We start from the raw sequence: 25921 nt of genomic DNA, 5'->3' as shown, positions 1-25921 counted from the left end.
CGTTAACCCTTGTTGAAAAGTGTCGCTAGATATTCGCGCGCTGCTTGGTCTTCACCTTCAAGCCAAATCGATTGACTGTACATGTCAAAACTTAATTTAAACACAATGTCACCTTGCTTTAGTCTGAAATCTTCTCTGTCAGCGCCAGCGATATGTTCGAGCTGATTAAATCCGTCTAATTTGCCTAGTATCGTGCTAGCGAGTTGGGCGATATCTTCTTGTTGCCAATCTTCATTGAAGGTATAGCTAACAATGCCTTGGTCGTAGGTGATTTGTGGTTGTCCAAATTCTTGCATAATTATCTTTGATGTCTCAGTCGAGCGCCAATGGGCACTAAAGTACCATAGGATAAACAAAAATTCCCGTGCACACTGGTAAGGGTATAAATGGAGTGTCAAACATGCGAATAAAACAACAATTCATTGCAGTTATCTCCCTTATCTGTGCAATGCAGGTATCGGCGCAATCCTTTAATGATTTTGGTGATAACCCTGGTGAACTTACCAGCAACTTGATCGTTAACAGTAATAAGGCCCCGTTGGTGGTCTTGCTTCATGGCTGTGCTCAAGATGCAGTGGCGTTTGCTGAACAATCGGGATTCACAGAGCTAGCAAAACAGCATCAGTTTAACTTATTGCTACCGCAGCAAAGCGACAAAAACAATGTAAAACGCTGTTTTAATTGGTTCTCTCAAGCGGATATAAACAAAGATCAAGGCGAGACCTTATCGCTGAAAAACGTTATTCTATCGGCGAAACAACATACAGAAAGTGAACAAGTGTACATTGTCGGTCTTTCGGCTGGTGGTGCAATGGCAGATGTCTTGTTATCTCATTATCCTTCTATGTTTTCTGCAGGGGCAATTATAGCAGGCGTACCTTTTGGCTGTGCTAATGATTTAATCAAAGCGATTGCTTGCATGAGAACAGGTCCAAATGATCCACAAGGTGTTATTCAAGCCGATGCAACATATCAAGGTTCCTACCCAAACATTATTGTGTGGACGGGCACCAAGGACGCCATAGTAGCAGCGGTTAATGCCGATGTTATTGCAAAACGCTGGGCGCACTTACACAAAGTGAAAACGTCAACGAGTGATGCGCAAGGTGATATGAAAATGACCTTTTGGCCAACCGCGGATAAAGCGACAGTCACCTTGATAAAAGTTGCCGAAAAGGGGCATGGCATTTTCGTCAATCCTGATGAAAAAATGGGTGGTACTTCAGGACCATTTTTTATCGAAAATTCGCTTTCTACAGCTCAAGATATTGTCAGCAGATGGCAGCTGGATTTGAAAAAATAATTAAAAATCATGGGGTTATTATGATGTTTCAATAGGTAAATAGTCATCGATCCATATACTACTATCGTACAAATTCTTTTTTTGAAACTTTACGATAGAGTGAATAAGAACAATAAAAATAGTGACAAAATTACAACAAGGGTATCTCTATGAGACAGCAACGTATGAAGCGCACTTTGCTAGCAATAGCAGTTTCTTCAGCATTTAGCGGTTTTGCAATTGCAGAGGAAGAACAAGCGCAACAACAAGAAGAATCTTCAGGTTTAGAAGTGATTGAAGTAACGGCGCGTAAAACCGCTGAGAACTTACAATCAGTACCTGTATCAGTAACATCAGTTGGCGCTCAGCAAATGGAGCAAAACGGTATTGCTGTATTAACTGAGATTCAACAGTTTTCTCCAAATACAACGCTTCAAGCTAGCCGTGGTACAAACTCAACGCTAACAGCATTCATGCGTGGTGTTGGTCAAGAAGATCCGCTATGGGGTTATGAGCCAGGCGTTGGTATTTACATTGATGATGTATATGTTGCTCGCCCACAAGGTGCAGTACTAGACATTTTAGATGTTGAGCGAGTGGAAGTACTTCGTGGCCCACAAGGTACACTATATGGTAAGAATACCATTGGTGGTGCTATCAAGTATGTTACCAAGAAGATGTCAGGTGACTTTGAACTTGATTTAGATGCAACAGTTGGTGATTACGCACGTCGTGACTTCAAAGTAGCAACACAAATTCCTGTTATCGATGACAAACTTTATATTGGTGCTGCTGTTGCGAAATTAAATCGTGATGGTTTTGGTGAATATTTAAAATCTGATCTAGATGGTCAGGATTTAGAAAACTATAACAAAGACGTGCTAGCGTATCGTTTAACGATTGAAGCGACGCCAACAGATAGCATGTTCTTCCGTTTGAATTACGATAAGACGGAAGATGATTCAAATTCAAAAGGTGGTTACCGTTTACTTCCTTCAATCCTAACGGAAGCGCCTGTACCAGATAGCGTTTATGACTCTTACACGAGTTTACCTACTTGGAACAAAGTAGAAACAGAAGGTATTAGTTTTACGGCTGAATTCTACTTGTCGGAAAACTGGACATTAAAATCAGTAACAGCATCGCGTGAAAGCTATTCACCGACAAATATCGATTTTGATAACACAGACTTACGTATCTTCGACGTTCCAGCGGTTTATGACGATGAACAGGTGAGCCAAGAATTACAGCTTAACTACGATGGTGAAGACTTATCTTTTGTATCAGGTGTTTACTATTTTGATTCAGAGTCTTGTGGTCAATTCGAAGCAATTCTAGAAGTATTAGGTAATGCACTCGGTGCACCTGGCCTAACACGTGAAGTTAGTGGTTGTAACAACGGTACAAGTACTGCGGTATATGCACAAGGTTCATACAACTTCACTGAACAGCTTTCTGTTACATTAGGTGCTCGTTACACTAATGAAGAAAAAGAAGCGAATGTAAACAACGGTTTGCTATTTGAAACGGTTTATCCATATAGCGGCTGGATTCCAGGCTATGTTCGTCCAGGAGACGGCGGTCCATTAACACCAGAAGTATTAAATGACTCTGAAGATTGGTCTCGTTTCACACCACGTGTTGGCGTTGAATACCAAGCAACGGACGACATGATGTTCTATGCAAGTTATTCACAAGGTTTCAAATCAGGTACCTTTAACCCGCGTGCTTCTACAGCAGAGCCGGCAGCGGATCCAGAAATCGTAGATTCATTTGAAATTGGTGTTAAGAGTGAATGGTTTGACGCACTTCGCTTGAATGCGACTGTGTTCTATCTTGACCACCAAGACCGTCAATACGTAACCGTATTGCCGGGTGAAGATTCAACAGATCTTAACCAACGTTTAGGTAACATCGGTAACTCAACAGCATCAGGTTTAGAACTTGAAGCGCAATGGGCGGTAACGGACAGCTTTAACCTATTTGCGACAGTGGGCTTAATTGACTCGTCGTTTGAAGAAGTAACGTCATTTGACCCTGATACGGGCTTGCCAATTGATATTACTGATCAATTTACTATTACTTACACACCAGAAACGACGGCTAACATTGGCTTTAGTTATGATATCTACACAGGTATTGGTGATTTCGTTATCAACGGTAACTACTACTACCGTAGTGAGTATGACCTAACAACCACGGGTAACTTGTTAACGCAAGAAGGTTACGGCTTAGCTAACTTAGGTCTTAACTGGTACAGCCCAGAAGGTAGTTGGACTGCAGGTCTTCACTTGAAGAACTTAACGGATGAAGAATACTTAGTGGGTAACTACGCGTTCGTAACACCTCAAGATGACGGTAGCTTTGCACCTGGTCTAGGCGGTGATACAACGTTAATCGGTTACTACGGTGACCCAAGAACTATCGCACTTACTGTAGGTTATAGTTTCTAATCCTCCCTAGTGCCACTGCGGTGAGCGGCCAATGTGGCATTTTTTATAAATGTAAACAAGCGCTATATTTAGCGCTTGTTTTGTTTTAACAGATATTCCTATAATGAGGTTTGCATGTTAGCCCAAAGCAATTTAGACATGAGTACCACAAAAGTAGCGATAGCTGATGATCACCCGCTTTTTCGCGCCGCATTAAAACACGCTGTTGTAGAGTGTGTGACCAAAGAAGACATTCTCGAAGCAGATAACTTTCAAGATTTATTAACTATCGTTGAAAGTACGCCAGCGCTAGAAATGATATTTCTCGATTTGCATATGCCCGGCAATGATGGCTTTACCGGCCTCACTCAGCTGCAAAATCATTATCCTGATATTGTGGTGATCATGGTGTCGTCAGACGATAACCCAGAGATTATGCAAAAAGCGATTAACTATGGTGCTAGTGCTTTTATCCCAAAAGCTGCAGATTTGGAAACCATTTCGAGTGCAATTAATACCGTACTTGATGGTGATGTTTGGTTGCCTTCAGGTATTGATGCTGCCAATGATGACAGTGCCAAAGAGCATAAAAAATTAGCGAAGCAACTTGCACAATTAACACCTCAGCAATACACCGTGCTCGCGAGAATTGCAGATGGCCAATTAAATAAACAAATCGCATACGATTTGGATATAAAAGAAACCACTGTCAAAAAGCATGTGTCTGCTATTTTACTTAAGCTTGAAGTGTTAAATCGCACGCAAGCAGGACTTGTTTATCAGCAATTAATGTTAACTCCATCGGCCTAACCATTAGTTATAAACGCAATAATAAAATCCCGCAGTTAAGCGGGATTTTTTGTACTTGGGGCTGGCTTTAACTACTGATATCTTTCTTTGATTAGCGCGCCAATTGCTTAAGGATGCGTTTTAACGCAATCGCTTTTAATGGCTTGCGAGCAAACTGAAATTGCGCGCCACTAGTGTGGCTTCTGACAGCTTCAGAAGGATCTGCCGAGCATATTACACATGGGCTAAGCCACTGGTAGGTGGCGAGCAATTCTGAGACTAAATCTACGCCATTGTCGTCATTATCCAAATGATAGTCACCAATAATTAAATCGGGTTGTTGGGTTGCAGTTTGTGCGTATGTTAGCGCAGCTTCACGTGTTTTGATTGCTACTACTTCGCATCCCCAATCACGTAACTGTTGCGACAATGCCGTTAGCATAAGCTCATCGTTGTCGATTAATAGAATATGTTTACTGGAAAGCTCTGCTGACTTATCCGCATCTAATTTTTCAGCTTGTTGGATAGGCTGTTTCACCGGTTGTATCATGGGTACTGAAATACTAAAACAGGTACCCTGACCCACAGTAGAACGTACATTTATTTTTAGTTTTAACAGTTTGGCGATACGCTCAGATATTGCTAATCCAAGCCCTAAACCTGGAATTTCACGCGTGTGCTCTAAGCGTTCAAATTCCTTAAAGATTGCATTGATTTTGTCGTCAGCAATGCCGGGACCATTATCCCATACCTCGATGCAAAGTTTGTCCGCTTGATGCCTAACACCAAGTACCACTTTACCTTGCTCGCAATAATGAAATGCGTTCGACAAAAAGTTTTGAATTACACGTCGTAGCAAACGAGGGTCGGTGTCTGTCCACTTACTACTGTTAACCGAGTTAAAACTGACGTTGTACTTGGTAGATAACGCTTCAAATTCTTTAGTGAGCGGTTGCAGGATATCGGCAAGTGCAAAGGCGTGGGTTTTAATTTTATCGCTGTTGCTATCGAGCCTAGAAATTTCTACTAAGTCAGAGAGTAAATCTTCAACAACATGGAGAGAGTTTTCTATGTTATCCGCCAGTTGACTCAACGACTTATCGGTCGCCTTTTGTTTAAGCATATCTGTAAATAGCGCCAATGCGTTAAAGGGCTGCATCAGGTCATGACTTGCTGCGGCTAAAAATCGCGTTTTACTTTTATTAGCTGCTTCTGCTTGTGCTTTAGCCGTTTGTAGCTCTTGTGTGCGCAGTTGCACCCGTTTTTCTAGGTTTTCATTGGCTAATTGCAATGCTTGTTCGGCTTCAATATGCGCGGTGATATCGGTAAATGTTGATACAAAGCCGCCTCCTGGCATTGCTTGTCCTCGAATTTCAATTACTAAGCCATTGGGCAGTTTACGTTGTAAATGATGACTATGGCCTGACTGCATGTGGGCAATTCGTTTATCAATTAACGCTTGGGTATTGTCGCCTTGAATAATACCGCGCTCCACGTTATAGGCGAGTAACTTGGCTATGGGTACGCCGGCTTGAACTAATTCCCCAGGGTATTCAAGTAGTTCTATATAGCGTTTGTTCCAAGCAACAAGGTTCATATCCGCGTCTACTACACTGATCCCTTGCTCAATGTTCTCTACACCGGCCTGCAATAATTCGCGGTTAAACTGAAGTACTTGTGATGCCTCGTCAACAATACTAGCGACATCTTCAAGTTGTACTTGCTGTCGGGCACTAGCTGCATTAATTACCATGCGCGTTGATGCCGAGCCTAGTACACCGGAGAGTAAGTTTTCGCACATGATAAGCTGTTGTTCATTAGCCACTGTTTTGTCTTTTTCGTGGCTATTACTAACTAATAAAAACTGTTCAGCGGTTTGCTTGTTGGTAAAGCGATAAAGTAACTTATATAAATCTGCAATAGAAAGATGTGCGGTTTGCGTATGCGCCTCTTTATCGATAAACACTTGTGCCTGTAACTTCTCGCCAATACTTCGCTGTGTAAAAGCAGAAATAATCAGAAAACAGCTTAAATTAGCAGCTAAACTCCAAAACAACCCGTGGCTTGTTATATCTAATGTGGCGGTACCAAAAAGCTCCGTAGGTTTTAACCAAGCGATGTTGAAAGGCCCTGTTTCTAACCAAGGTAAGCTGGGCATAATCGCGGGTAGTAATAGCGTATAAAACCAAACCACACTGCCAACAATAATGCCAGTATATGCACCCTTTGTTGTCGCTTTACGCCAAAACAAGGCGGCAAGCACGGCAGGAGCAAATTGGGCGAGTAACACGAAGGATAACAAGCCGATTGCCGCGAGGTGACTCTTCTGCCCGATAAGCAATTCAAAAATAAAGGCGAGTAACAAGATTACGGCAATTGTAATTCGACGTAGATAAAGTAAGAAGGTGGAATAGTGATCGGTTTTGTTGCCGGCACTAGAATTGATTTTAAGAAGTGCAGGCGTAATTACCTCTGTGGTTAACATCGAACTTAATACAATAGTGGCTACGATTACCATCGACGTGGCAGCTGCTAATCCACCGATAAACACGATCACCGCTAGCCATGCTTGTTGGTAAAACAGGGGCAAACTTAATACAAAGGTATCGGCATCGACACTACCGCCAACAAAGGTTAATAGACCAGCGATTGCAATCGGTAGTACAAAAATATTCATGGCAATTAAGTAAAGTGGATATTGCCAGCGCGCTTTTTTGAGTTCATTTTCACTATGGTTTTCTATGACCATTAAGTGGAATTGCTGAGGAGAAACCAAAATCATTAGAATCCCCAAAATGGCTTGCGCAAACACCAAGTAATTGAGGCCACTTTGACTGGTTGGGATGACATGTTCGCGCTGTGAAAGTAGTGCGCCAAAACCGTCATATAAATAAAAGGTAACGAAAATACCAACGGCAGATAGCGCGACTAATTTAATGATTGATGCAAACGCAACAGCTAGCATTAGACCATTGTTTTGCTTACTTATTTCGATTTGTCTTGTACCTACCAAGACACTAAATAGAATTAATACGATGGTAACAACAAAGGTAGTACTTAAACCTGTTCGATAACTCCCTGTTAATAAGTCGAAGCTAGTTGATATTGCCCGAAGTTGCAGCGCGATGTAGGGAATGGTGGCTATTAATGCTAGCAAGGTTACTAAGGCGGCGAGCTTAGTCGAACGGTCGTAACGACAGGCAATGAAATCGGCAATTGATGTTAGGTTTTGTTGTTTGGCAATGCGAATAATTTTGAGCAAAATCGGCCACATCAAAACAAACAGTAATATGGTGCCGACATAAACAGGCGCCAGAATCGCGCCACTTTCAGCGACTTGCCCAACCATGCCGTAAAACGCCCACGAAGTACAACTAGCACCGAGCGCTAAACTATATAACCAAGGCCTTTTTTGCCAATCTTTGTCTGTCATTTTTTGCCCGTAAAAGGCGACAACAAACAACAATGCTAGATAACCAATAGCTAATGCTGAAATTAGCCAAGCGTTAACAGATAGCCAACCCAAAATAATGCCCTCATTTAAAAGTGTACTTTTTCAATAAAAAGATAAGTAAAGTACTGTTATTAGTATTGTTATAGATTCAATGAATACTGGGTATAGCACTAAGGTAGTACTTATTTTTGACAGCTGATTCGTTAATCTGAAAGCAATCAAAAGGATGTAATGAAGTTATCACATATGAAAATTACGAACAAATACCTGGTAGAGACATTAGTATTTTTAAGCTACGTGTTGTTTGCCATGGCGTGGGTCGGCGGTACAGCTAGCATGGATCAGATCATGCGCTCTATGGACGTCGATTCGCTCGCAAGCGCGAGCTTTATCAGTGGCGCGGTTACGCTGGCAAAAATAGTTGGCACATTTGCCGCAGCGTGGCTCGCGGTAAAACTTGGTGTGAAGTACGCATTCTTTGTGTCATGTCTGTTGATTTTTGTCGGCATTATCACTCCCGTAGCGCCAAATTATGAGTTGTTGCTTGTCAGTCGCTTTCTAATGGGACTCGGTGGCGCCTTTATGATTGTTTACTTTAACCCAATCGTGATGCAATGGTTTGATGCGAAAGAGCGTCCTATCGTCAACGGTTTAAATGCTGTTGCATTTAATGTTGGTACCGCAATTATTTTATGGTTTATGGCTGACATTAACGCCATGACCGGTGACTGGCAGTGGAGCTTGATCGCGTTTTCTATCGCCACTTTAGCGTTAGCTATGGTTTGGATATTGGTTTCATTCGAAAAAGCAGATGATCAATCTGGTGAGCAACAAGCGCAAACCTATAGCTACGCAGAAGGCCTAAAAGATCGTTTTAATTGGGCTTATGCGCTTACCTATTCTGGCATTTTGGCTTTCTATATTTGCTTGTTTACCTTTTATCCGAAGGCTGGCATCAGTGAAAGTAAGTGGGTAATAGGTTTTGGCATTATCGGCACCATTGCGGGGATTATTTATAGTAAATACATTACGCAGCGAGTTCCTGTTATCCGCTGGTCAGGTCTTGTCATTACTATTTCAGTTGTTGGGTTGTCCTTTGCCCCTAATCCGTTGATGCAAACCATTAGTGCTATGGTACTTGGCTTCTTTGTATTCTTCCCAATCACCGCTTTGGTCACCTTGCCTTACGAATTAAAAGGCATGCACAGTGCGCGATTAACTGTTGTATTTAGTTTGTTTTATTCCATCAGCTATTTGCTGGCGACGTTTATCTTGTGGTTGTTTGGTAAGCTGGCTGATAGCAACGGTGACTATGCAAGTTCATTCTTGTTGATAGCTATCGTCAGTAGTACATTTTTCTTTGGTAGCTTCTTTTTACCGGAAACAAATAAGGCAGAGGAATAGTTATGCGAGGTATAGCGAGCGAAAAACTAGAGCCATTTTTAGCGACGGTTAACGAAGCTTTAGCGCAAGCAAAAGCCGACAATGTTCAACGAACGCCAGCACTGGCTCGCGAAAACTTAGATAAATTGTCTGCTTTATTGACGAGAGAAAGTGATATCGCCTGGAGTGAGGATAGAGTCTTACCCGTGGCTCAACATGATATTGCTTTTCGACTTTATCACCCTGCACCAGACAAAGCATTGCCGGTGATCTTTTTTTACCATGGTGGTGGACACATGTGTGGCAGCGTAGATTTATACGACCCTATGTGCCGACGCATGGCAAACGAAGCTAATGCTATTGTTGTCAGCACAGAGTATCGTTTAGCGCCTGAGTTTCAGTATCCGATTGGCTTGAATGATTGTAAGGCGATGTTAGTGAATCATCGAGAGGTACTTGCGGGCGTGAATCATCTTGATACGTTCTATGTCGCTGGTGACAGCGCAGGCGGTGCAATCTCAAGTACATTAGGGTTATCTAGTGGTGTTGGCAAAATGCCGACATTAGCGGGACAGATATTGATCTATCCAAGTTTGGACTACACCATGCAGTCTGATTCAATCAAAGAGAATGGTTCAGGTTTCTTATTGGAATCAGATCGTATCGCTTGGTATTTCGACCACTACTTTGATGCGGCCGCGGATAGACGCGTTGCTTCGCCATTATTTGCTGACTTAAGTGACGTACCACCGACGTTAATCTTTACCGCTGGATGTGATCCATTACGAGATGAAGGGCAGCAATTTGTGCGACGATTAACCGCGCAAGGCGTCGACGTTAATCATTATCAGTTTGATGGTATGATTCATGCCTTTATGAATATTGAAGACTTGGTTACAGATGAATGTGATGAGCTTTATCAGCATATCGCCAGATTCGTAAACAAATAAAAAAAAGCGGCTTAGCCGCTTTTTTTTATTGTGCTGTCCAGCCACCATCTATGGGCATTGCACTGCCCGTAATTCCTTGGGCAGCATCGCTACACAAAAATCCAATTAAGGCGCCAATTTCACTTGGCTTGGCCATCTCCGGGCGAGGTTGCTTGGCAGTTATCAGTGCCACTTTAGCTTCTTCTACGGAAATCCCTTTTTGCTCAGCGATGGAATCTATTTGATTACCAATCAGTGGTGTATCAACCCAGCCTGGGCATACCGCATTAGCAGTGACGCCGTTTGCGGCATTTTCAATAGCAACGACTTTTGTCATGCCCACCAAACCATGTTTTGAAGCAACATAGGCCGCTTTGTCAATTGACGCGACTAGGCCATGAACTGAAGCAATATTGATAATACGCCCCCAGCCTTTTTTCTGCATGCCCGGCAAGGCATATTTCATCGTGTAAAACGCCGATGATAAGTTAATGTCGATAATGTCTTGATACTTTTCTTCTGGGAAATCGACAATGTTTTCGGTGTGCTGAATCCCAGCGTTATTGACTAAAATATCGATTGCACCAAATGTTTCAATGGCGCTATCTAGCAGTGTTTTTATCGCTTCAACTGACTTAATATTGGCGTCACTGAACATACAAGATATCTTGTATTCTTGTTCAAAAGACTGTGCCAATGCCTTACCTTCAGCTTCAGGCATTAAACCGTGCAACACGATATTACACCCTTCGCTTGCTAAATGTTGTGCCGTTGCAAGGCCAATACCACTTGTAGAACCTGTGACCAACGCTGTTTTACCCTTTAGCATACAAACCTCTATCTAATTTATTACTCCTATAAAAATACGCGTTTTTTGGTCATTTGGGAGTACTACCATAGTGCTATACCTTTCTAGTATTCATTTCAGCGTACATGTGTATGCTCAGAAAATCAGCAAATACAAGGATTAAACGTGTAGTGTTAATTCAATAAATGCTAAACTTAGCTGTTATTTCCGCTCTGCATAAGCTTAAGTTTTTATGCGAGCGCCAGTAAAATGACCGAAAAACTAAAATAAAAAAACGGCTCAACACCTTTGGGGAATTCAGAAGAGAGACTTTTATGTCATTATTAAAAGCATTGCAGTATTTTTTGCTTAAATATCCATTAAAGTTATTAGTACGCAGTAAAATTGTGCCTGACGACGTAGCAACGTCGAGAACAATAGACACAACACGACCTATTTTTTACATTGTTCGCCACCAGTCAGCGAGCGATCTTTTAACGTTACAAAAAGCGTGTCGCGCAGTTCATCTGCCAGATCCACTTTCACCCGTGGTTATCGGTGACAAGACCTTTGATAGAACCCTTTGTTTGGAAAATCCAAGTCCGGTTCTTCCTTTTTTTAAGAAAACTAAAACCACGGCGATTGCACAGGGGTTGGAGTTACTTCAAGCACATGAACAAGATGAATCACTTGATGCACAGTTAGTCCCGGTTAATTTGAATTGGGGGCGAGTGCCAACCAAAGAGAAAAACGACGCTAATGTTGGCACTGTGATAGCCGATCAAGAATCACCAAGCTGGCTACGAAAATTTTTCATTGTCTTATTTTTAGGCCGTCATAATTTCGTGCGTTTTAGCCAAGCGGTGCAACTGCGTTATATGGCGGACAAGCATGGTAGCGATGAAGAAACTGCCCATAAATTAGTACGCGTTGCTCGTTTTCATTTCCACCGTCAAACAGTTGCAGCCACAGGTCCGCGATTGATGCATCGTAATCAGATGTTTAATAACTTACTTGCTAATCCAGCCGTTAAGAAAATCATCGAAGATGAAGCGCGCAGTAAAGGTGTTACTGAAGAAAGCGTGAAAAAGAAAGCACTGGAAATGATGGATGAAATTGCCGGTGACTATCGCGATAGTATGATTCGTTTTGGTGAGCGAGTATTGGCTAAACTTTGGAATCGTTTGTATGACGATATAGAAGTGACCAATGCACAGCGTGTGAGAGAAGTGGCGCAGGAAGGCCATGAGATCATCTATGTGCCTTGTCATCGAAGCCATATGGATTACTTACTGTTGACCTATGTGATTTATCACGAAGGCCTAGTAACACCGAGAATCGCTGCAGGTATCAACCTTAATTTTTGGCCAGCAGGTCCAATTTTTAGAAAAGCCGGTGCGTTTTTCATTCGCAGAAGTTTTAAAGGCAATCGTCTGTATTCGACTATCTTCAGAGAATACCTCGGCTTGTTATTTGAACGCGGTTATTCGGTTAAGTACTACACCGAAGGCGGTCGCAGTCGCACGGGTCGCTTATTGCAACCAAAAACGGGTATGTTGGCGATGACCATTCAAAGTTTGCTGCGTGGAGTCGATAGACCATTAACGCTAGTACCTGTTTACTTAGGTTATGAACACGTGATGGAAGTGGGCACTTACCATAAAGAGTTAAGTGGTAGCCAAAAGAAAAACGAGTCGGTATTTGGCGTGTTAAAGGCGATAAAAAGTTTACGTAACTACGGTAAAGGCTATGTAAACTTTGGCGAGCCGATTAATCTAAACCAATTTTTAAATGATAATGTTGAAGATTGGAAAAGTGCGATTGATCCTATTGATCCGCAAAAGCCTAATTGGTTAACGCCAACGGTCAATAAATTAGCGAACAATGTTATGACATCGATTAACCAGGCGACGGCAGTGAGCGGTAACGCCTTGGTGGCAATGGTTCTGCATCAGGCACAAAACAAAGCGCTACCAAAAGTAGAACTTGAAGCGCAGCTTGATTTCTTTTTAGAGACATTGAACAAAGCGCCTTATAGCAAGCAAATTGTTTTCCCGCAGCAGTCAGGTCGTGATTTGCTCGCGCATGTAATTAAGCTTAATAAAGTCTCTGTGACGCAAGATAGCTTCGGTGATATTGTGTCGCTCGACGAGAAAGCTTCATTAGAGATGGGCTACTATCGCAACAATATCGTGCAAGTATATTTATTGCCGTCACTAGTGACGCGAGTTTTATTACGTAATAGTAAAATTGCGGAAACTGAATTAATTGAACAAGTACAAGCGCTGATGGCGTTAATAAAGCCAGATTTGTTTTTGTGGCAACAAGACAAAGATGTGTCAAAACAAGTTAAACAAACATTGGCTTGGTATGAAGAATTAGGCGTAGCTAAACACACGAAAGCAGGCTTTTGGTCACTAGTCGGCGCCAATGCCTATGTTACGCAAACCCGTGCTATGGCAGAGGTTTGTGACGAAACATTACAGCGTTTGGCCATTATTATTAATTTGATGGGGCGCCTTTCACCGGTTGCTAAGTCAAACTTTGAAGAGAATGTTGTTTCTATTGCTAAGCGTTTGTCTGTATTAAACGATATTAATGCGCCAGAGTTCATTGATAAGAAAGCGCAAGCCGTGTTGATAAGTCATATGCGCGAATTAGGCTTAATAGCGCAAAATGACGAAGGAAAGCTGATCACTACAGAATCGTTAGGTCATCTAAAAACGATAGTGAACAACCTGATAGATATCGAAGTGTTGCAGAGTATCGCTAGATAAGCAAAAAGCCGCTTAAGCGGCTTTTTTTATAAGTACTCAATGACAATAGCAAAGAAAATCACAAGGCCAACCCAATGGTTATTGAGAAAGGCTTTAAAACAGGCATCGCGAGCTTTATTTCTTATCAAAATTTGTTGATAACTAAAAAGTGCAGCAACGATTACCATCGCTAACTGATAAGGCCAACCAAAGGCATTTAATTCCCCTACCTGCCATAACAAAGCGAGCGTGAGTAGTTGTAGCGTTAAAATAATACGCGTGTCGTTACGCCCGAATAGAATGGCTGTCGATTTAATACCGACTTTAAGGTCGTCGTCTCTATCAACCATGGCGTACATAGTATCGTATGCAATAGTCCACAATACATTTGCGCTAAATAGTAACCAAGCTGTCAGTGGTATTGCACCTTGTGCTTCTGCAAAGGCCATAATCATGCCCCAGCTAAAGGCTAACCCCAGCACAAGTTGCGGCATATTGGTGTAGCGTTTCATAAATGGATACATACTGGCGAGTGCGAGCGCGACAACAGACATTTTTATGGTAAAGCTTGATAGGGTGAGCACCAATAAAAATGCGACAATAACCAGCCCAGCAAATAGCGCCAAGGCTTCTTTCGTGGTTACAGCGCCAGTAACTAGTGGCCTTTCGCTGGTGCGTTTGACCTGACCATCAACCTTTCTATCGGCAAAATCATTTATAACACAACCGGCGCTACGCATAATAAAAACTCCAAGGGTAAACACCACTATCAGATGCGCATTTGGCCAACCATCAGAGGCAATCCATAGCGCCCAATATGTTGGCCACAACAACAGGTAAGTGCCGATGGGTTTATCTAATCGCATTAGTTGGCCTAATGCCGCCATTTTATTCACCAATTAAGACTCCTGCTGATAGGGAAAACTATCTGGTAAAAAGATTTCTGCTACACTCAATGGCTTGCCAGCAAGTTTGAATATTGAGCGACGGCCATAAAGTGGATAACTCACCTGCAGTCCAAGATGTTCACACAGAGAGATGATAGGGCCGCTTTGGGAAAATTCAGCAACAGTAAAGGCGGTTCGCTCGAGCGCTGGGTCATTAAACAGCAATTGCCCTAACGATTGGTTACCAACATTGGCTAGTGCTTTTTGGTCGCCTGTAAGGCTGCTCATTGGAATGAGAGAGCGAGCAAATACGACAGGCTTATCGTCACATTTTAATAGGACTTCTCGCACCAATATTTGCTCATCGGCTTTAATGTCTTCAGTTGCTTCGTGTTCGCTACAAGGCTGAATTTGTTGGCCCAACACCACAACTTCAAATTGATCACTAAGCGATTTTAAACGACTTGTCAGCGATCCGGAGTCACTTAACCAATCTAGCAATTTAGCTGATAACGAAAATTGCTCAGGTAATTGCCATTTTTCTGGCATGGTCACGGGAAACAAAGGAGAGGATGTTGTCATCGTTTTAGTGTTATTAAAATATTGAGGCTAGTGTAGCATGGCCTACTAATCACTAGCGACTATTTCGCAATTTTTTGCTACTTATGTAGGCCAAAACAACACCTGAAATTAAACCAACCGTGTGAGCGGTATTGGCAAACTTAACCGGCAGTAAATCTAGGTAGCCAAAAGCAAGCCATGCCAACATAAAGAACATGATATTTGTCGGTAAACCAAGACCAACGCGAGGTGCGAAATAACCCAGTGCTGCAACATAGCCTAGTAGAGCATATACGACACCCGACAAACCGCCAAAATATGGGCCGCTAGCGACGAATTGCGCACAATTAGATACCACAGCAGACACAAGTAATAAATTAAGCAAGGCGCCTTTACCTAAGCGTTGCTCTATCGCGCCGCCTAGCTGCCACCACCACATGGAATTAAAAATAATATGAAGCCATGAAAAATGGATAAAAGCAGGGCCGATAAGCTTAAGTGGGTTGGCTAGAAAACTATCTATAGAGACAACGCCATAGAACATCAGCAAGTTGTATAGAGTGTCTGTCTTGAAGATAAATGCGCTGGCAAACACTGCCCAAATGATCAGAAATACACTGGTTGTGACCGTGCCTGAACCCGCAATAAACTGACGCTTAAACTCGCTTAGCAGGCTTGGATAACTGCGTTTAACTTGGGTTGTATCATTCGACTGCCAAGCCGACTGCTGATATTTAGGATTGTTAGGTTGTTGGATAAATTCTTCAAACAAGGTTTTTGCTTGATTGATTTGATTTGGATCGCAATACAGTACAAAGCCTTCTTCCGCCTGCTTAACCTCACAGGTGATGTGTTGTGAGTTAAGGTATTGAGCAAACAACAACGCAATGTTGTGCGTGTTGATTGTGACAAACGGCGTGAGCGAAGGCGTATCTGACATTACTTTTCAACATGCTCAGGGTAAACAAGTTGCCACTGGGTAAATCCACCATCAAGTGAGTAAACCTCGGTGAAATCTTGGCTGGCAAGAAAATCGGCTGCTTGTTGACTAGAATTACCGTGATAACAAACCACGACAGTAGGTGCATCTAAATCAGCTTCTCTGAGAAAATCCGCTAGATTGTCGTTAGTTAAGTGTTGTGATTTGGTGACGCGACCCTGTGCAAACGTGTTTGGATCGCGAATATCGACAATCACAAGAGACTCTTCATTTAAGCGTTCATGCAATTGTGCGACATTCATGTGTTGAAACGACGTCATTATGACTCCCAGTTTAAAATGACTTTGCCTGACTGACCACTGCGCATAGTATCAAATCCTTGTTGGAATTCATCTACTGAAAATTGATGCGTGATAATCGGCGATAAATCAAGGCCTGATTGAATAAGACTGGCCATTTTATACCAGGTTTCAAACATTTCGCGACCGTATATTCCTTTGATAGTAAGTCCTTTAAAAATGACTTTACTCCAATCAATCGCCATATCTTGGCCTGGAATACCTAGCATGGCAATTTTGCCGCCATTGTTCATGTTTTCTAACATGTCCTGAAATGCCATAGGGACACCAGACATTTCTAAGCCAACGTCAAAGCCTTCGGTCATGCCTAATTCACTCATCACGTCCGATAATTTTTGTTTGCTGACGTCGACCGCTCTCGTTGCACCCATTTTGCGTGCTAAGTCTAATCGGTATTCATTCACATCTGTAATGACAACATGACGTGCTCCGACATGTTTTGCCACAGCGGCTGCCATAATGCCAATTGGGCCAGCGCCAGTAATTAATACGTCTTCACCGACTAAATCAAAAGACAACGCAGTGTGCACAGCGTTACCAAATGGGTCAAAAATCGCAGCTAGATCATCAGAGATTTCATCTGGCAATTTAAATGCGTTGTAGGCAGGAATAACAAGGTATTCGGCAAATGCCCCTTCTCTATCAACACCAACTCCCACGGTATTGCGACAAAGGTGCGTGCGACCACCGCGGCAGTTGCGACAATGGCCACAGGTTATATGACCTTCGCCTGACACACGGTCACCAATGGCAAAGCCTTTTACCTCTTGGCCCATGCCAACGACTTCGCCCGCATACTCATGCCCAACTACCATAGGCACAGGAATGGTTTTTTGTGACCATTCATCCCAGTTGTAAATGTGGATATCAGTACCACAAATTGCCGTTTTTTTGATTTTTATAAGTAAATCGTTGTGACCCACCTCTGGTTTTGGTGAGTCTGTCATCCAAATGCCTTCTTTGGCTTCGAGTTTGGCAAGAGATTTCATGTTAGTCTCCAGGCAATTATATGATGTTCATGTCTTTACCGATGCGGGTAAAGGCTTCAATAGCTTGATCTAGTTGCGCTCTTGTATGCGCAGCAGAAATTTGGGTTCTAATGCGTGCTTTGCCTTGCGGAACAACTGGGAAAGAAAAGCCGATAACATAGATGCCTTCAGCTAACAGTCTGTCTGCCATATCGCTTGCAAGCTTTGCGTCGCCAATCATTACTGGCACGATGGCATGATCTGCACCTGCACAGGTAAATCCGGCAGCTTCCATTTCTGTTCTGAAATAGGCCGCATTTTGTTTTAGGGTATCGCGTAAGTCATCACTTTCTGCAAGTAAATCTAATACGCGAATAGACGCGCTTACGATCGCTGGTGCCAGTGAATTAGAGAATAAATAAGGGCGAGAACGTTGGCGCAACCAATCGATTACTTCTTTTTTACCCGAGGTATAACCACCTGAGGCACCGCCCATGGCTTTACCTAAAGTACCGGTAATAATATCAACACGATCCAACACGTCGCAGTGCTCATGGCTTCCGCGACCTTTGTCACCAACGAAGCCAACAGCGTGAGAATCGTCAACCATGACAAGCGCGTTGTATTTGTCAGCAAGGTCGCAAATACCTTTTAAGTTTGCGATGACACCATCCATTGAAAAGACACCGTCTGTTGCGATGAGCTTGTGACGAGCACCCGCTGCTTCTGCTTCTTGTAGTCTTGCTTCTAATTCTTGCATATCATTATTAGCGTATCTAAAACGTTTTGCCTTACATAAACGCACACCGTCGATAATAGACGCATGGTTTAAGGCATCACTAATAATGGCATCTTCTGGGCCTAATATAGTCTCAAATAAGCCAGCATTTGCGTCGAAACAAGAAGAATACAAAATGGTATCTTCTGTGCCTAGAAATGCGCTTAGCTTGTTTTCAAGGGTTTTGTGGATGTCTTGTGTACCACAGATAAAACGAACTGACGCCATGCCAAAGCCGTGATCGTCTAAGCCCGCTTTAGCTGCATCAATCAGTGCAGGGTGATTAGCTAGGCCAAGATAGTTGTTGGCACAAAAGTTGACCACTTGCTCGCCACTTGCTACCGCAATTTGCGCCTGCTGCGCTGTGGTAATAACGCGTTCAGACTTATAAAGACCATCTGCTTTAACTTGTTCAAGCTGTTGTTGTATGTGTTGATAAAAATTAGAAGCCATAGTTGCCCCGTTAACCTTGTTGTTATGACAAAACGTAGGATGTAATCATTGCGCTTATTTTACCTAAATAGTTTACTTAGCACAGTTTATTTGCCGCTTTCAGTTGTGTTTAATTGTACATTAGAGCTGACAAACACGTTGAAATTTGGTCGCTTTTAAAATTTCTTAGGCGACTATACAAAAGCCTAGGTTATACTAGCGGCTAATCAAGGAATTAAAGGGTTTATTTTGAAAGCCTTCATCTCATTGTTTTTGTATCGCATTTTGTGGTTTGTATTGTTACCCATTGCGCTGTTGTTATTATTGTTGCGCAGCAAAACACAAGCCGCATATCGAAAGCGTCTTAGCGAACGTTTAGGGTTCGCCCCAAAATCGTTTAAACAGCGCGGTATTATGTTGCATGCCGCCAGTGTTGGCGAAATCATGGCATTAAGGCCTTTTATTGATGCCTTGTTAAGTCGATACCCTGAGATTCCTTTAACGGTTACTACCTTTACACCAACAGGCTCGGAACAAGTAACTTCTTTGTATGGCGATCGAGTTCAACATTGTTATTTACCGCTCGATAATATACTGACGCACACACTATTTTTTGCCCGATTAAAGCCACAACTTTGCTTGTTTATGGAAACTGAGATTTGGCCAAGTATGTTGGTTCAGTTGAAACGCAAGGGCACAAAGCTAATGCTTATTAATGGTCGTTTGACAGAAAAATCTATCGGTCCTTACAACAAGTTATCAGGTATTTTCTCACCAGCCATTGCTGCCTTTGATGTGATCGAAACACAGTCGCAGTTTGCGAAAGAGCATTTTATCGCACTTGGTGCGAACCCAGATACAACAGAATGTATCGGCAATTTGAAATATGACCTCTCTGTATCTGAGAAAGTGGTGTCAAAGACAAAAGAGTTGGGTCGCTTGTTGGGAGAAAGAGAACATGTTTGGATGGTGGCAAGCACTCATCCCGGTGATGAAGCGATTGCACTTCATGTATTACAACAACTCAAACAAAAACTGCCATCAGTGTTGTTAGTGCTGGTACCTCGTCACCCAGAGCGTTTTTCTAATGTCGCAAACCTATGCGTACAAGCAGGATTTGCAACGGTTAAACGCAGTGAGAACACAAATGTAGTGGCGGAGCATGATGTTTGGCTGATTGACTCACTTGGTGAGCTCATGGCGTTGTTTCCACATGCTGATGTGGTGACCATGGGGGGAAGCTTTAGCGATATTGAAGGTCATAATCCGCTTGAACCTGCTTACTATCAGCGAGCGCTTGTTGTTGGCCCTCGCATGAAAAACTTTGCCGAAGTTTCACAGCAGCTACTTGATGCACATGGTATGGAGCAACTAACCGCCAATGACAATATTGAGCAGGCACTTTTTGAAAAGGTAAAAGCGCTGCTAGAAAACCCAGAAAAACGAGCCGCGTTTGGTGTTAATGCCCGTGCTGTCGTCGATCAAAACCAAGGTGCAACGGCAAAAACACTCAATTCTGTTGATAGCTTATTATCGCGCTAAATAGTTGCTGAAAGCTGTGTGGTAATCACTTTGTCTATGGTGTCGATAACACTAGGAAGAGAGATGCTATCCATTAAATCTTCACCCTTGGCACGTTTGCCCCACGGGATATCAGCAAGCGATTTGTGTTGCTGCGCTTCTATGTGCTGTTGATAGCAACTAATGGTGTATTGCGGATATAAGTACGGTCCTGTGCGGTCAGGGTTACTGTGTGCATATAGACCAATGACCGGAGTATTTACCATAACCGCCATGTGCACAGGTCCTGTATCTGGCGCCACAATAAAACGAGCTCTGTCGATAATAGCCAGCAGTTGCGGCAAGCTTGTTTTACCTACTAAACTTGCTGGTTTTGTTGTTGATTTTGCAATGATATTTTCGCTTAACGCCTGTTCGCGTTGCGTGTTACCACCAACCAGAATTACCTTGTAGCCTTGATTGTGGATGTGATCGGCTACGGCAGCATAATGCTCTGTATGCCAGTTTCGTTCATCTTTACTTGCGCTGGCACAGATGAGTGCAATAGGGCGATTACTGGTCACAATATTGTTTGCCCATAAACTACTTTGTGCATCTGGTTTGACTGACCACGTCGGTTGTTTATACGGCAACCCTAGCGCCTGGGCAAAGGCCATAAAACCTTCTGCAACGTGGGGATTTTCTTGTTCAGCGATAAATTCATTAACAAATAGGCGCTGTAATTCACGGCTGCGTTTAACGTCAAAGCCAATTTTACGCTTAGCTTTAATAAATAAACTGGCCGCGCTCGCTCGTGTTGCCGTTTGCATGTGTAGCAGCGCATCGAACTCTTGCCCATTAAGTTGACGTTTAAGGGCAAAATAGCTTTTTAGACCGGCTTTTTTGTCAAAAGCAACTAATGATACATTGCTTAAGTTCAGGGATTTTATAAGCTGGGCTTCGACTTTTCCGACTATCCACGTTATTTTACATTGAGGCAGTTGCTGTTGCAGGTATTGCACTAGGGCAACGGCATGGCAAACATCACCAATAGCCGACAGGCGCAAAATACAAATATTTTTCAATGTAATAGTGTTATCGGTCATTGAGGATGGTTAGAATGGCGAACATACGTAAAGCATAGAGCATATTATCTTGAACCTCGAGTCAAAAGTAAAATCAGATCACATTGAATATTCGCAACAGGGGTGTGAACGCATATTATTCAATCGAAATCTTGTGAAAAACTGTCCGTCGGCGTTTTTTACAGCAGACTATTGGCAAGAAAATGATGCGATTGTCGGCAGTGCAACGGGCCGAGGCACCACCTATTTTGTGACCTATCAGGAGCAACAATGGGTACTTAAGCATTATTACCGAGGTGGGCTAATTGGTAAGCTTGTGCACGATAATTATTTTTATACGGGCCTTGAAACAACGCGTTCTGTCGCTGAATTTAGGCTACTTGATGCCATTGCTCAACTAGGGTTGCCTGCGCCAAAACCCATTGCTTGTCGTGTGATAAAAAGAGGTCTTAGCTATCAGGCGGACATTATTACCGAGCGTATTGAACATGCGCGAGATTTGGTGGCGGTGTTAGCCGAACAAGCTATAACGCCGGCGCAATGGCACAGTATTGGGCAAATGATTGCACGTTTTCATCAAGCGGGTGTATATCACGATGATTTAAATAGTCACAATATTTTGCTTGATGCGAATGACAAGCCGTGGCTAATCGATTTTGATCGCGGCCAGTTAAGACAGCCGAATCAACAATGGCAGCAACAAAACATGGCGCGTTTGAAACGTTCTTTTGAAAAAGAATTGGCGCGACTACCAACATTTTATTGGCAGCAAGAGGATTGGCAGCTGTTAATGGCAGGGTATCAACAAAGCTAATTAGTACTAACGAGCATAAAAAAAGCGGCTAACTGGCCGCTTTTTCGAATCGTTCTTGATACATATCTCGTGCCTTGAGCAATTCAGGCAATGCAGTTTTAGTGGTGTACGGTCTTATGATGACCAAAATTTTAAGTACACCCTGATAAAATACTGCGTCGTTTATTTCCGTGTCACTGGTTTGAGTTTGATAAAAACTCAACCAAAAGGTGTTCACTAAACGCAATATGCTAACAATGTCAGGTAGCTCATCATCTTCAAATGTCATGATATCAGTATCGCGTAGCGATAATAGCAACTGACTTACACGGTCAGTTAAACAATGTTGAACTTCAACGTATTTTTCACGCAAGCTTGGATTTTTGCCAAGCAATACCGGAAGATTTGCGTAGAAAAAGCGAAATTTCATCATCGCTTGGAATACCGCATCCATATACAAAATAATGGCATCTAACGGTTTAACATCAGCCGACACTTTAGGAAAGGTATCAAGTAAAAGATTACGTGCATACTCTTCATAAATTGAAAAGATAATGTCTTCTTTATTTCGAAAGTGATAATACAAATTACCAGGGCTGATGCCTAGGTGCGCTGCGATATGGTTTGTTGTAACGTTACGTTCACCACGATCATTAAACAGTTCAATGCTTGCTTGAATAATCTTTTCACGCGTTTTCATTTAACCGGATTTCCCTTTAATAAAACCTTGAGCTAGCGCTGCAATTAAATAGATGATTAATAATTATTCGCCTATCATACAACTAAAGTTCGATTGACGGAAAGTCTTTTTGAGTAATTACTTTAACCAAAGTAGAAAAGTCGTCGCACAAACTTTACAATGTAGGAAAAAATTGAGCATAAGAATATGACAACTAAAGCAATTTATCCGGGAACGTTTGACCCGGTTACTAATGGTCACACCGACCTAATCGAGCGCGCAAGTAAGCTATTTTCAGAGGTCGTTGTAGGTGTAGCAGCGAGCCCAAGTAAAAAGCCGTTGTTTGATTTGAACACACGAGTAGCACTGCTTGAGTCGGTAACTGAACATCTTGATAACGTCACTGTAGTTGGTTTTAGTGGTTTGTTGGTGGATTTTGCGAAGGAGCACAATGCCAATGTGCTAGTGCGTGGTCTACGTGCTGTTTCAGACTTTGAATATGAGTTCCAATTAGCGAATATGAATCGACGTTTGTCGCCCGATTTAGAAAGTGTGTTTCTAACACCAGCAGAAGAGAACTCGTTTATTTCATCAACGTTAGTAAAAGAGGTAGCCTTACACGGCGGCAATATTAGTGAGTTTGTTGCCGATAAAGTCAATCAGGCTATTGCGCAAGCTCTGCAACATAAATAAAGGTTGACTATTTTTCTAATTCCACTAATGTTTTCGTAGTTGTAGAATTATGCGGTTACAAGGACATGTTGGGACGAAAGCTAGTCACTTTACTCACAGTGCTTCCCCTGTGTGCTTGTATATATCAGCCTTATACTACGCCAGCCAGCGCCTATCATTTTTCCTCTCAACCACAAGGCGCAGGAAAGCCAACGAGTTTTCATATCATTTTAATGTTGGACAACCGTGGATTTGCTGATGAGGTGGAAAACCTATCTCAAGATGACGACGGGTATTTAACGCCAACACAACATCGCGCTGCGATGGAACAAGACCAATATCTATACTTAGCCGCTATGCTTGAACATGAGCTTGAAGCTAACGAACTATGCAGCAATGGCTATGATATTACTCAACGCGTTTCTGAGCCTACATACTATATTTTGCAAGGGAAGTGCGTAGAGTAGGCGCTTACTTTTTTTGGCAAGATTTACAAAAGACACTACTTCTGCCGGATTGGCGTATTTCCATTAGAGGTGACTGACATTTAGGACAAGGCTTACCTGCTTTGCCATAAATTTGAAGCTCTTGAGCAAAATAGCCTGGCTTTCCGTCTGATTGGGTAAAATCTTTGAGCGTCGTACCGCCTTGTGCAATTGCTTTTTCCAGCACCTGTTTAATACAGTCGACCAACAAGGTTAATCGCTTCTTAGATAATTTTCCCGCTTGGGCGTCTGGCCTAATGCCTGCCATAAATAAGGACTCATTGGCATAAATATTACCTACGCCGACAACAATCGGATTATTCATGATGAATTGCTTGATGGCTGTTGTTCTATTTTTAGCTTTGTCAGCGAGATAGTCGCCATTAAATGCTTCGGTGAGTGGTTCAGGCCCAAGTTTTGCTAAAATGCCATCAACATCTTGATGTTCAGGTAACCAAAGCACTGCACCAAACCGACGAGGATCGTTAAGTTTTAACATCACGCCATTGTCAAAATGAATGTCTACGTGATCGTGTTTTACAGGTTGTGTTTTAGTGGGCAATATACGAAGCGTACCAGACATACCTAAGTGCAATACGAGCGTCCCTGTGTTAAAGGCAATCAGTAGGTATTTCGAGCGTCTTTTTACCGATACCACTTTTTGTCCAGTGATTGTCTTTACTTCTTCTGGAATAGGCCAGCGAAGTTGCCACTGCCTAACGACGATATCGGTAATAGTTTGATCTTGAATATGGGGCGAAATGCCTAAACGGCAGACTTCAACTTCAGGTAACTCGGGCATAATAATACGAATCAAAAAGACGTGGCGAAATACTACCTAAATTACCTACAAGATGCACAATTTTTCCTTACAGGGACAGTCACCTTTATCAATATATATGCCTTATTTGAATATCTAAGTTATTGTTTCTTTTTAGTAAATGGAGTTTTGCAGAGATAAAAAAAGCGACTTAACGTCGCTTTTTTTGGTTATTTCACATGCTATAGCTGCTCTAAGGTATAACCTTTAGCTTTTAATAAAGTAAGCAAGCCATCTTCGCCAGGAATGTGCATTGCACCGACTAGTACAAACTCGGTATCACCATTATTTGATAAGGCTTGAAGAGGTGCAATCCAGTTGTTGTTTCGAGTTTTAAGCAACGCATTATAAACGGCTGGATATTCTGTTTTCATTTCTTCAATAAAAGCGTGCTCACTGAACTTTTCTAGTTCGCCTGAGCGCCATGTTTGTTTCATTGATTCGATAAATTCAGGCAAACGCTCTAAATCTCTTAATGTGTAGTTCACTGATTTATTTGGTTCAATTGTGCCCATTGATGAAAGGAACCCTAACTGCTCTTCAGGTGTTTCCAAACCGCCAATTTTTTTACCGTCTTGCTTGGCTAAAACATTGAAGTAATTGTCTATGCCATAGGTCGGCATCATACCTAAGCGTTGGTACTCTAGAACAGTGATCATTAAAGTTACGCCCCAAGGCTTAAGCGTTTTGAACATATCTAATGGGATTTCGCGGCTGTCAGTGAATGCCTTTAAACGCTTGTAGGTTTCTTCTGTTAGTTCTGAATCAAGCGTGCGTCCATCCTGGTATGAAATCATCTGCATCATTTTCGCTTGAAATTGTGGATCTGTAGTGGCGTCTAAGTCTGTTTCAAAAATAATACTATTCGATGCTTTGTACGCCTCAGCATATTGTGATGGTAGAGGATGATCAGATGCACTCAACATATGGATGGTGCCACCTAGATAAAAATAGTCGTCGCCTTTACTGACTTTCCAAATGGAGGTTTGTGCAAGTGATACGCTACTGATAAAGAAAGTGGTTAGCATCAGTAGTCTGGTGAAGAAAAGTTTACTCATTGATTACGTCCTATTTAATTGGTGAGATAAAAATGCGTAAGCGCAAATTATAGTGGTTACAGTGCCTGTCCTTGTAAAGAAAGTAAACATAA

The 25921-nt window shown here is 42.3% G+C and carries 23 protein-coding genes; 10 read left to right on the top strand and 13 right to left on the bottom strand.

The window, feature by feature from the left end; all coding sequences use genetic code 11:
- Positions 1–2: 2 nt before the first annotated feature.
- On the bottom strand, positions 3–296 hold the full coding sequence (locus tag QUD85_RS14295) for a DUF3630 family protein (protein WP_093328585.1): 294 nt from the start codon (positions 294–296) through the stop codon (positions 3–5).
- Between the two features lie 104 nt (positions 297–400).
- On the opposite strand from QUD85_RS14295, the gene QUD85_RS14290 reads away from it, so the two are divergent.
- From QUD85_RS14290 to QUD85_RS14280, 3 genes are all read left to right on the top strand, one after another.
- Positions 401–1303: an extracellular catalytic domain type 1 short-chain-length polyhydroxyalkanoate depolymerase gene (locus QUD85_RS14290; RefSeq protein ID WP_093328584.1), complete on the top strand. Its 903-nt coding sequence runs from the start codon at positions 401–403 to the stop codon at positions 1301–1303.
- A gap of 149 nt (positions 1304–1452) precedes the next feature.
- Complete coding sequence (locus tag QUD85_RS14285) at positions 1453–3735, top strand: TonB-dependent receptor (RefSeq protein ID WP_093328582.1); 2283 nt, start codon at positions 1453–1455, stop codon at positions 3733–3735.
- 138 nt (positions 3736–3873) lie between these two features.
- Positions 3874–4524, top strand: a complete 651-nt coding sequence (locus QUD85_RS14280) for a response regulator transcription factor (protein ID WP_093328759.1) — start codon at positions 3874–3876, stop codon at positions 4522–4524.
- Between the two features lie 91 nt (positions 4525–4615).
- On the opposite strand, the gene QUD85_RS14275 is transcribed toward QUD85_RS14280, so the two are convergent.
- Positions 4616–8029, bottom strand: coding sequence for a PAS domain-containing hybrid sensor histidine kinase/response regulator (locus tag QUD85_RS14275; RefSeq protein ID WP_322787111.1), 3414 nt, complete (start codon positions 8027–8029; stop codon positions 4616–4618).
- 174 nt (positions 8030–8203) lie between these two features.
- Here QUD85_RS14275 and QUD85_RS14270 point away from each other — a divergent pair, with 174 nt between their 5' ends.
- Both QUD85_RS14270 and QUD85_RS14265 read left to right on the top strand, forming a co-directional pair.
- Positions 8204–9361: an MFS transporter gene (locus QUD85_RS14270; RefSeq protein WP_093328757.1), complete on the top strand. Its 1158-nt coding sequence runs from the start codon at positions 8204–8206 to the stop codon at positions 9359–9361.
- A 2-nt stretch (positions 9362–9363) separates the two neighbouring features.
- Positions 9364–10290 (top strand): alpha/beta hydrolase, encoded by a 927-nt coding sequence (locus QUD85_RS14265; protein ID WP_093328579.1) that lies wholly within the window; start codon positions 9364–9366, stop codon positions 10288–10290.
- A 25-nt stretch (positions 10291–10315) separates the two neighbouring features.
- On the opposite strand, the gene QUD85_RS14260 is transcribed toward QUD85_RS14265, so the two are convergent.
- Positions 10316–11098: a 3-hydroxybutyrate dehydrogenase gene (locus tag QUD85_RS14260; RefSeq protein ID WP_093328577.1), complete on the bottom strand. Its 783-nt coding sequence runs from the start codon at positions 11096–11098 to the stop codon at positions 10316–10318.
- Positions 11099–11391: 293 nt separating this feature from the next.
- Here QUD85_RS14260 and plsB point away from each other — a divergent pair, with 293 nt between their 5' ends.
- Positions 11392–13833, top strand: coding sequence for a glycerol-3-phosphate 1-O-acyltransferase PlsB (plsB, locus tag QUD85_RS14255; RefSeq protein WP_093328575.1), 2442 nt, complete (start codon positions 11392–11394; stop codon positions 13831–13833).
- Between the two features lie 26 nt (positions 13834–13859).
- Here plsB and ubiA read toward each other — a convergent pair whose 3' ends face one another.
- The 6 genes from ubiA to QUD85_RS14225 are packed head-to-tail and all read right to left on the bottom strand — an operon-like array spanning position 13860 to position 18758.
- Positions 13860–14699, bottom strand: a complete 840-nt coding sequence (gene ubiA, locus QUD85_RS14250) for a 4-hydroxybenzoate octaprenyltransferase (RefSeq protein ID WP_093328573.1) — start codon at positions 14697–14699, stop codon at positions 13860–13862.
- Positions 14700–14711: 12 nt separating this feature from the next.
- Positions 14712–15281: a chorismate--pyruvate lyase family protein gene (locus QUD85_RS14245; RefSeq protein WP_093328572.1), complete on the bottom strand. Its 570-nt coding sequence runs from the start codon at positions 15279–15281 to the stop codon at positions 14712–14714.
- A gap of 52 nt (positions 15282–15333) precedes the next feature.
- Complete coding sequence (gene glpG, locus QUD85_RS14240; protein WP_093328570.1) at positions 15334–16200, bottom strand: rhomboid family intramembrane serine protease GlpG; 867 nt, start codon at positions 16198–16200, stop codon at positions 15334–15336.
- Positions 16200–16520, bottom strand: a complete 321-nt coding sequence (gene glpE / locus QUD85_RS14235) for a thiosulfate sulfurtransferase GlpE (RefSeq protein WP_093328568.1) — start codon at positions 16518–16520, stop codon at positions 16200–16202. Before glpE ends, glpG begins: the two co-directional genes overlap by 1 nt.
- Positions 16520–17548 carry an L-threonine 3-dehydrogenase gene (gene tdh / locus QUD85_RS14230; RefSeq protein ID WP_093328567.1) on the bottom strand — a complete coding sequence of 343 codons (1029 nt, stop codon included), beginning with the start codon at positions 17546–17548 and terminating at the stop codon, positions 16520–16522. Before tdh ends, glpE begins: the two co-directional genes overlap by 1 nt.
- Positions 17549–17564: 16 nt before the next feature.
- Entirely contained in the window at positions 17565–18758 is a 1194-nt protein-coding gene (locus QUD85_RS14225) for a glycine C-acetyltransferase (RefSeq protein ID WP_093328565.1), read from the bottom strand.
- Positions 18759–18986: 228 nt separating this feature from the next.
- On the opposite strand from QUD85_RS14225, the gene QUD85_RS14220 reads away from it, so the two are divergent.
- On the top strand, positions 18987–20279 hold the full coding sequence (locus tag QUD85_RS14220) for a 3-deoxy-D-manno-octulosonic acid transferase (RefSeq protein ID WP_093328563.1): 1293 nt from the start codon (positions 18987–18989) through the stop codon (positions 20277–20279).
- On the opposite strand, the gene QUD85_RS14215 is transcribed toward QUD85_RS14220, so the two are convergent.
- Complete coding sequence (locus QUD85_RS14215) at positions 20276–21343, bottom strand: glycosyltransferase family 9 protein (protein ID WP_093328562.1); 1068 nt, start codon at positions 21341–21343, stop codon at positions 20276–20278. The two genes, QUD85_RS14220 and QUD85_RS14215, sit on opposite strands and share 4 nt — an antisense overlap.
- A gap of 49 nt (positions 21344–21392) precedes the next feature.
- Between QUD85_RS14215 and QUD85_RS14210 the strand changes: the two genes are divergently transcribed.
- Complete coding sequence (locus QUD85_RS14210) at positions 21393–22136, top strand: 3-deoxy-D-manno-octulosonic acid kinase (protein ID WP_245732083.1); 744 nt, start codon at positions 21393–21395, stop codon at positions 22134–22136.
- Positions 22137–22164: 28 nt separating this feature from the next.
- On the opposite strand, the gene QUD85_RS14205 is transcribed toward QUD85_RS14210, so the two are convergent.
- Entirely contained in the window at positions 22165–22815 is a 651-nt protein-coding gene (locus tag QUD85_RS14205; RefSeq protein ID WP_093328560.1) for a TetR/AcrR family transcriptional regulator, read from the bottom strand.
- A gap of 186 nt (positions 22816–23001) precedes the next feature.
- Between QUD85_RS14205 and coaD the strand changes: the two genes are divergently transcribed.
- Positions 23002–23487 carry a pantetheine-phosphate adenylyltransferase gene (gene coaD, locus QUD85_RS14200; protein ID WP_093328558.1) on the top strand — a complete coding sequence of 162 codons (486 nt, stop codon included), beginning with the start codon at positions 23002–23004 and terminating at the stop codon, positions 23485–23487.
- A 65-nt stretch (positions 23488–23552) separates the two neighbouring features.
- Positions 23553–23933 (top strand): hypothetical protein, encoded by a 381-nt coding sequence (locus QUD85_RS14195; RefSeq protein WP_143047934.1) that lies wholly within the window; start codon positions 23553–23555, stop codon positions 23931–23933.
- A gap of 4 nt (positions 23934–23937) precedes the next feature.
- On the opposite strand, the gene mutM is transcribed toward QUD85_RS14195, so the two are convergent.
- A complete protein-coding gene (mutM, locus tag QUD85_RS14190; RefSeq protein WP_093328555.1) occupies positions 23938–24753 on the bottom strand; it encodes a bifunctional DNA-formamidopyrimidine glycosylase/DNA-(apurinic or apyrimidinic site) lyase in 816 nt (271 codons plus the stop codon).
- A gap of 200 nt (positions 24754–24953) precedes the next feature.
- A complete protein-coding gene (locus QUD85_RS14185; RefSeq protein WP_093328554.1) occupies positions 24954–25829 on the bottom strand; it encodes a TraB/GumN family protein in 876 nt (291 codons plus the stop codon).
- Positions 25830–25921: the final 92 nt, after the last annotated feature.

The sequence above is a fragment of the Thalassotalea agarivorans genome (genome assembly GCF_030295955.1).
Classification (GTDB): domain Bacteria; phylum Pseudomonadota; class Gammaproteobacteria; order Enterobacterales; family Alteromonadaceae; genus Thalassotalea_D; species Thalassotalea_D agarivorans.
Note: the sequence above shows the minus strand (reverse complement) of the source record. Positions and strands in the feature narration are given on the sequence as shown.

Bases quoted from the DNA above. Each gene is read 5' to 3' on its own strand.
- QUD85_RS14280 (WP_093328759.1), top strand. From the start codon at position 3,874: ATGAGTACCACAAAAGTAGCGATAGCTGATGATCACCCGCTTTTTCGC.
- QUD85_RS14260 (WP_093328577.1), bottom strand. From the start codon at position 11,098: ATGCTAAAGGGTAAAACAGCGTTGGTCACAGGTTCTACAAGTGGTATT.
- QUD85_RS14205 (WP_093328560.1), bottom strand. From the start codon at position 22,815: ATGAAAACGCGTGAAAAGATTATTCAAGCAAGCATTGAACTGTTTAAT.
- QUD85_RS14290 (WP_093328584.1), top strand. From the start codon at position 401: ATGCGAATAAAACAACAATTCATTGCAGTTATCTCCCTTATCTGTGCA.
- glpE (WP_093328568.1), bottom strand. From the start codon at position 16,520: ATGACGTCGTTTCAACACATGAATGTCGCACAATTGCATGAACGCTTA.
- QUD85_RS14195 (WP_143047934.1), top strand. From the start codon at position 23,553: ATGTTGGGACGAAAGCTAGTCACTTTACTCACAGTGCTTCCCCTGTGT.
- ubiA (WP_093328573.1), bottom strand. From the start codon at position 14,699: ATGGCGGCATTAGGCCAACTAATGCGATTAGATAAACCCATCGGCACT.
- QUD85_RS14245 (WP_093328572.1), bottom strand. From the start codon at position 15,281: ATGACAACATCCTCTCCTTTGTTTCCCGTGACCATGCCAGAAAAATGG.
- QUD85_RS14285 (WP_093328582.1), top strand. From the start codon at position 1,453: ATGAGACAGCAACGTATGAAGCGCACTTTGCTAGCAATAGCAGTTTCT.
- QUD85_RS14265 (WP_093328579.1), top strand. From the start codon at position 9,364: ATGCGAGGTATAGCGAGCGAAAAACTAGAGCCATTTTTAGCGACGGTT.
- mutM (WP_093328555.1), bottom strand. From the start codon at position 24,753: ATGCCCGAGTTACCTGAAGTTGAAGTCTGCCGTTTAGGCATTTCGCCC.
- QUD85_RS14295 (WP_093328585.1), bottom strand. From the start codon at position 296: ATGCAAGAATTTGGACAACCACAAATCACCTACGACCAAGGCATTGTT.
- glpG (WP_093328570.1), bottom strand. From the start codon at position 16,200: ATGTCAGATACGCCTTCGCTCACGCCGTTTGTCACAATCAACACGCAC.
- coaD (WP_093328558.1), top strand. From the start codon at position 23,002: ATGACAACTAAAGCAATTTATCCGGGAACGTTTGACCCGGTTACTAAT.
- tdh (WP_093328567.1), bottom strand. From the start codon at position 17,548: ATGAAATCTCTTGCCAAACTCGAAGCCAAAGAAGGCATTTGGATGACA.
- QUD85_RS14225 (WP_093328565.1), bottom strand. From the start codon at position 18,758: ATGGCTTCTAATTTTTATCAACACATACAACAACAGCTTGAACAAGTT.
- QUD85_RS14270 (WP_093328757.1), top strand. From the start codon at position 8,204: ATGAAAATTACGAACAAATACCTGGTAGAGACATTAGTATTTTTAAGC.
- QUD85_RS14215 (WP_093328562.1), bottom strand. From the start codon at position 21,343: ATGACCGATAACACTATTACATTGAAAAATATTTGTATTTTGCGCCTG.
- QUD85_RS14185 (WP_093328554.1), bottom strand. From the start codon at position 25,829: ATGAGTAAACTTTTCTTCACCAGACTACTGATGCTAACCACTTTCTTT.
- plsB (WP_093328575.1), top strand. From the start codon at position 11,392: ATGTCATTATTAAAAGCATTGCAGTATTTTTTGCTTAAATATCCATTA.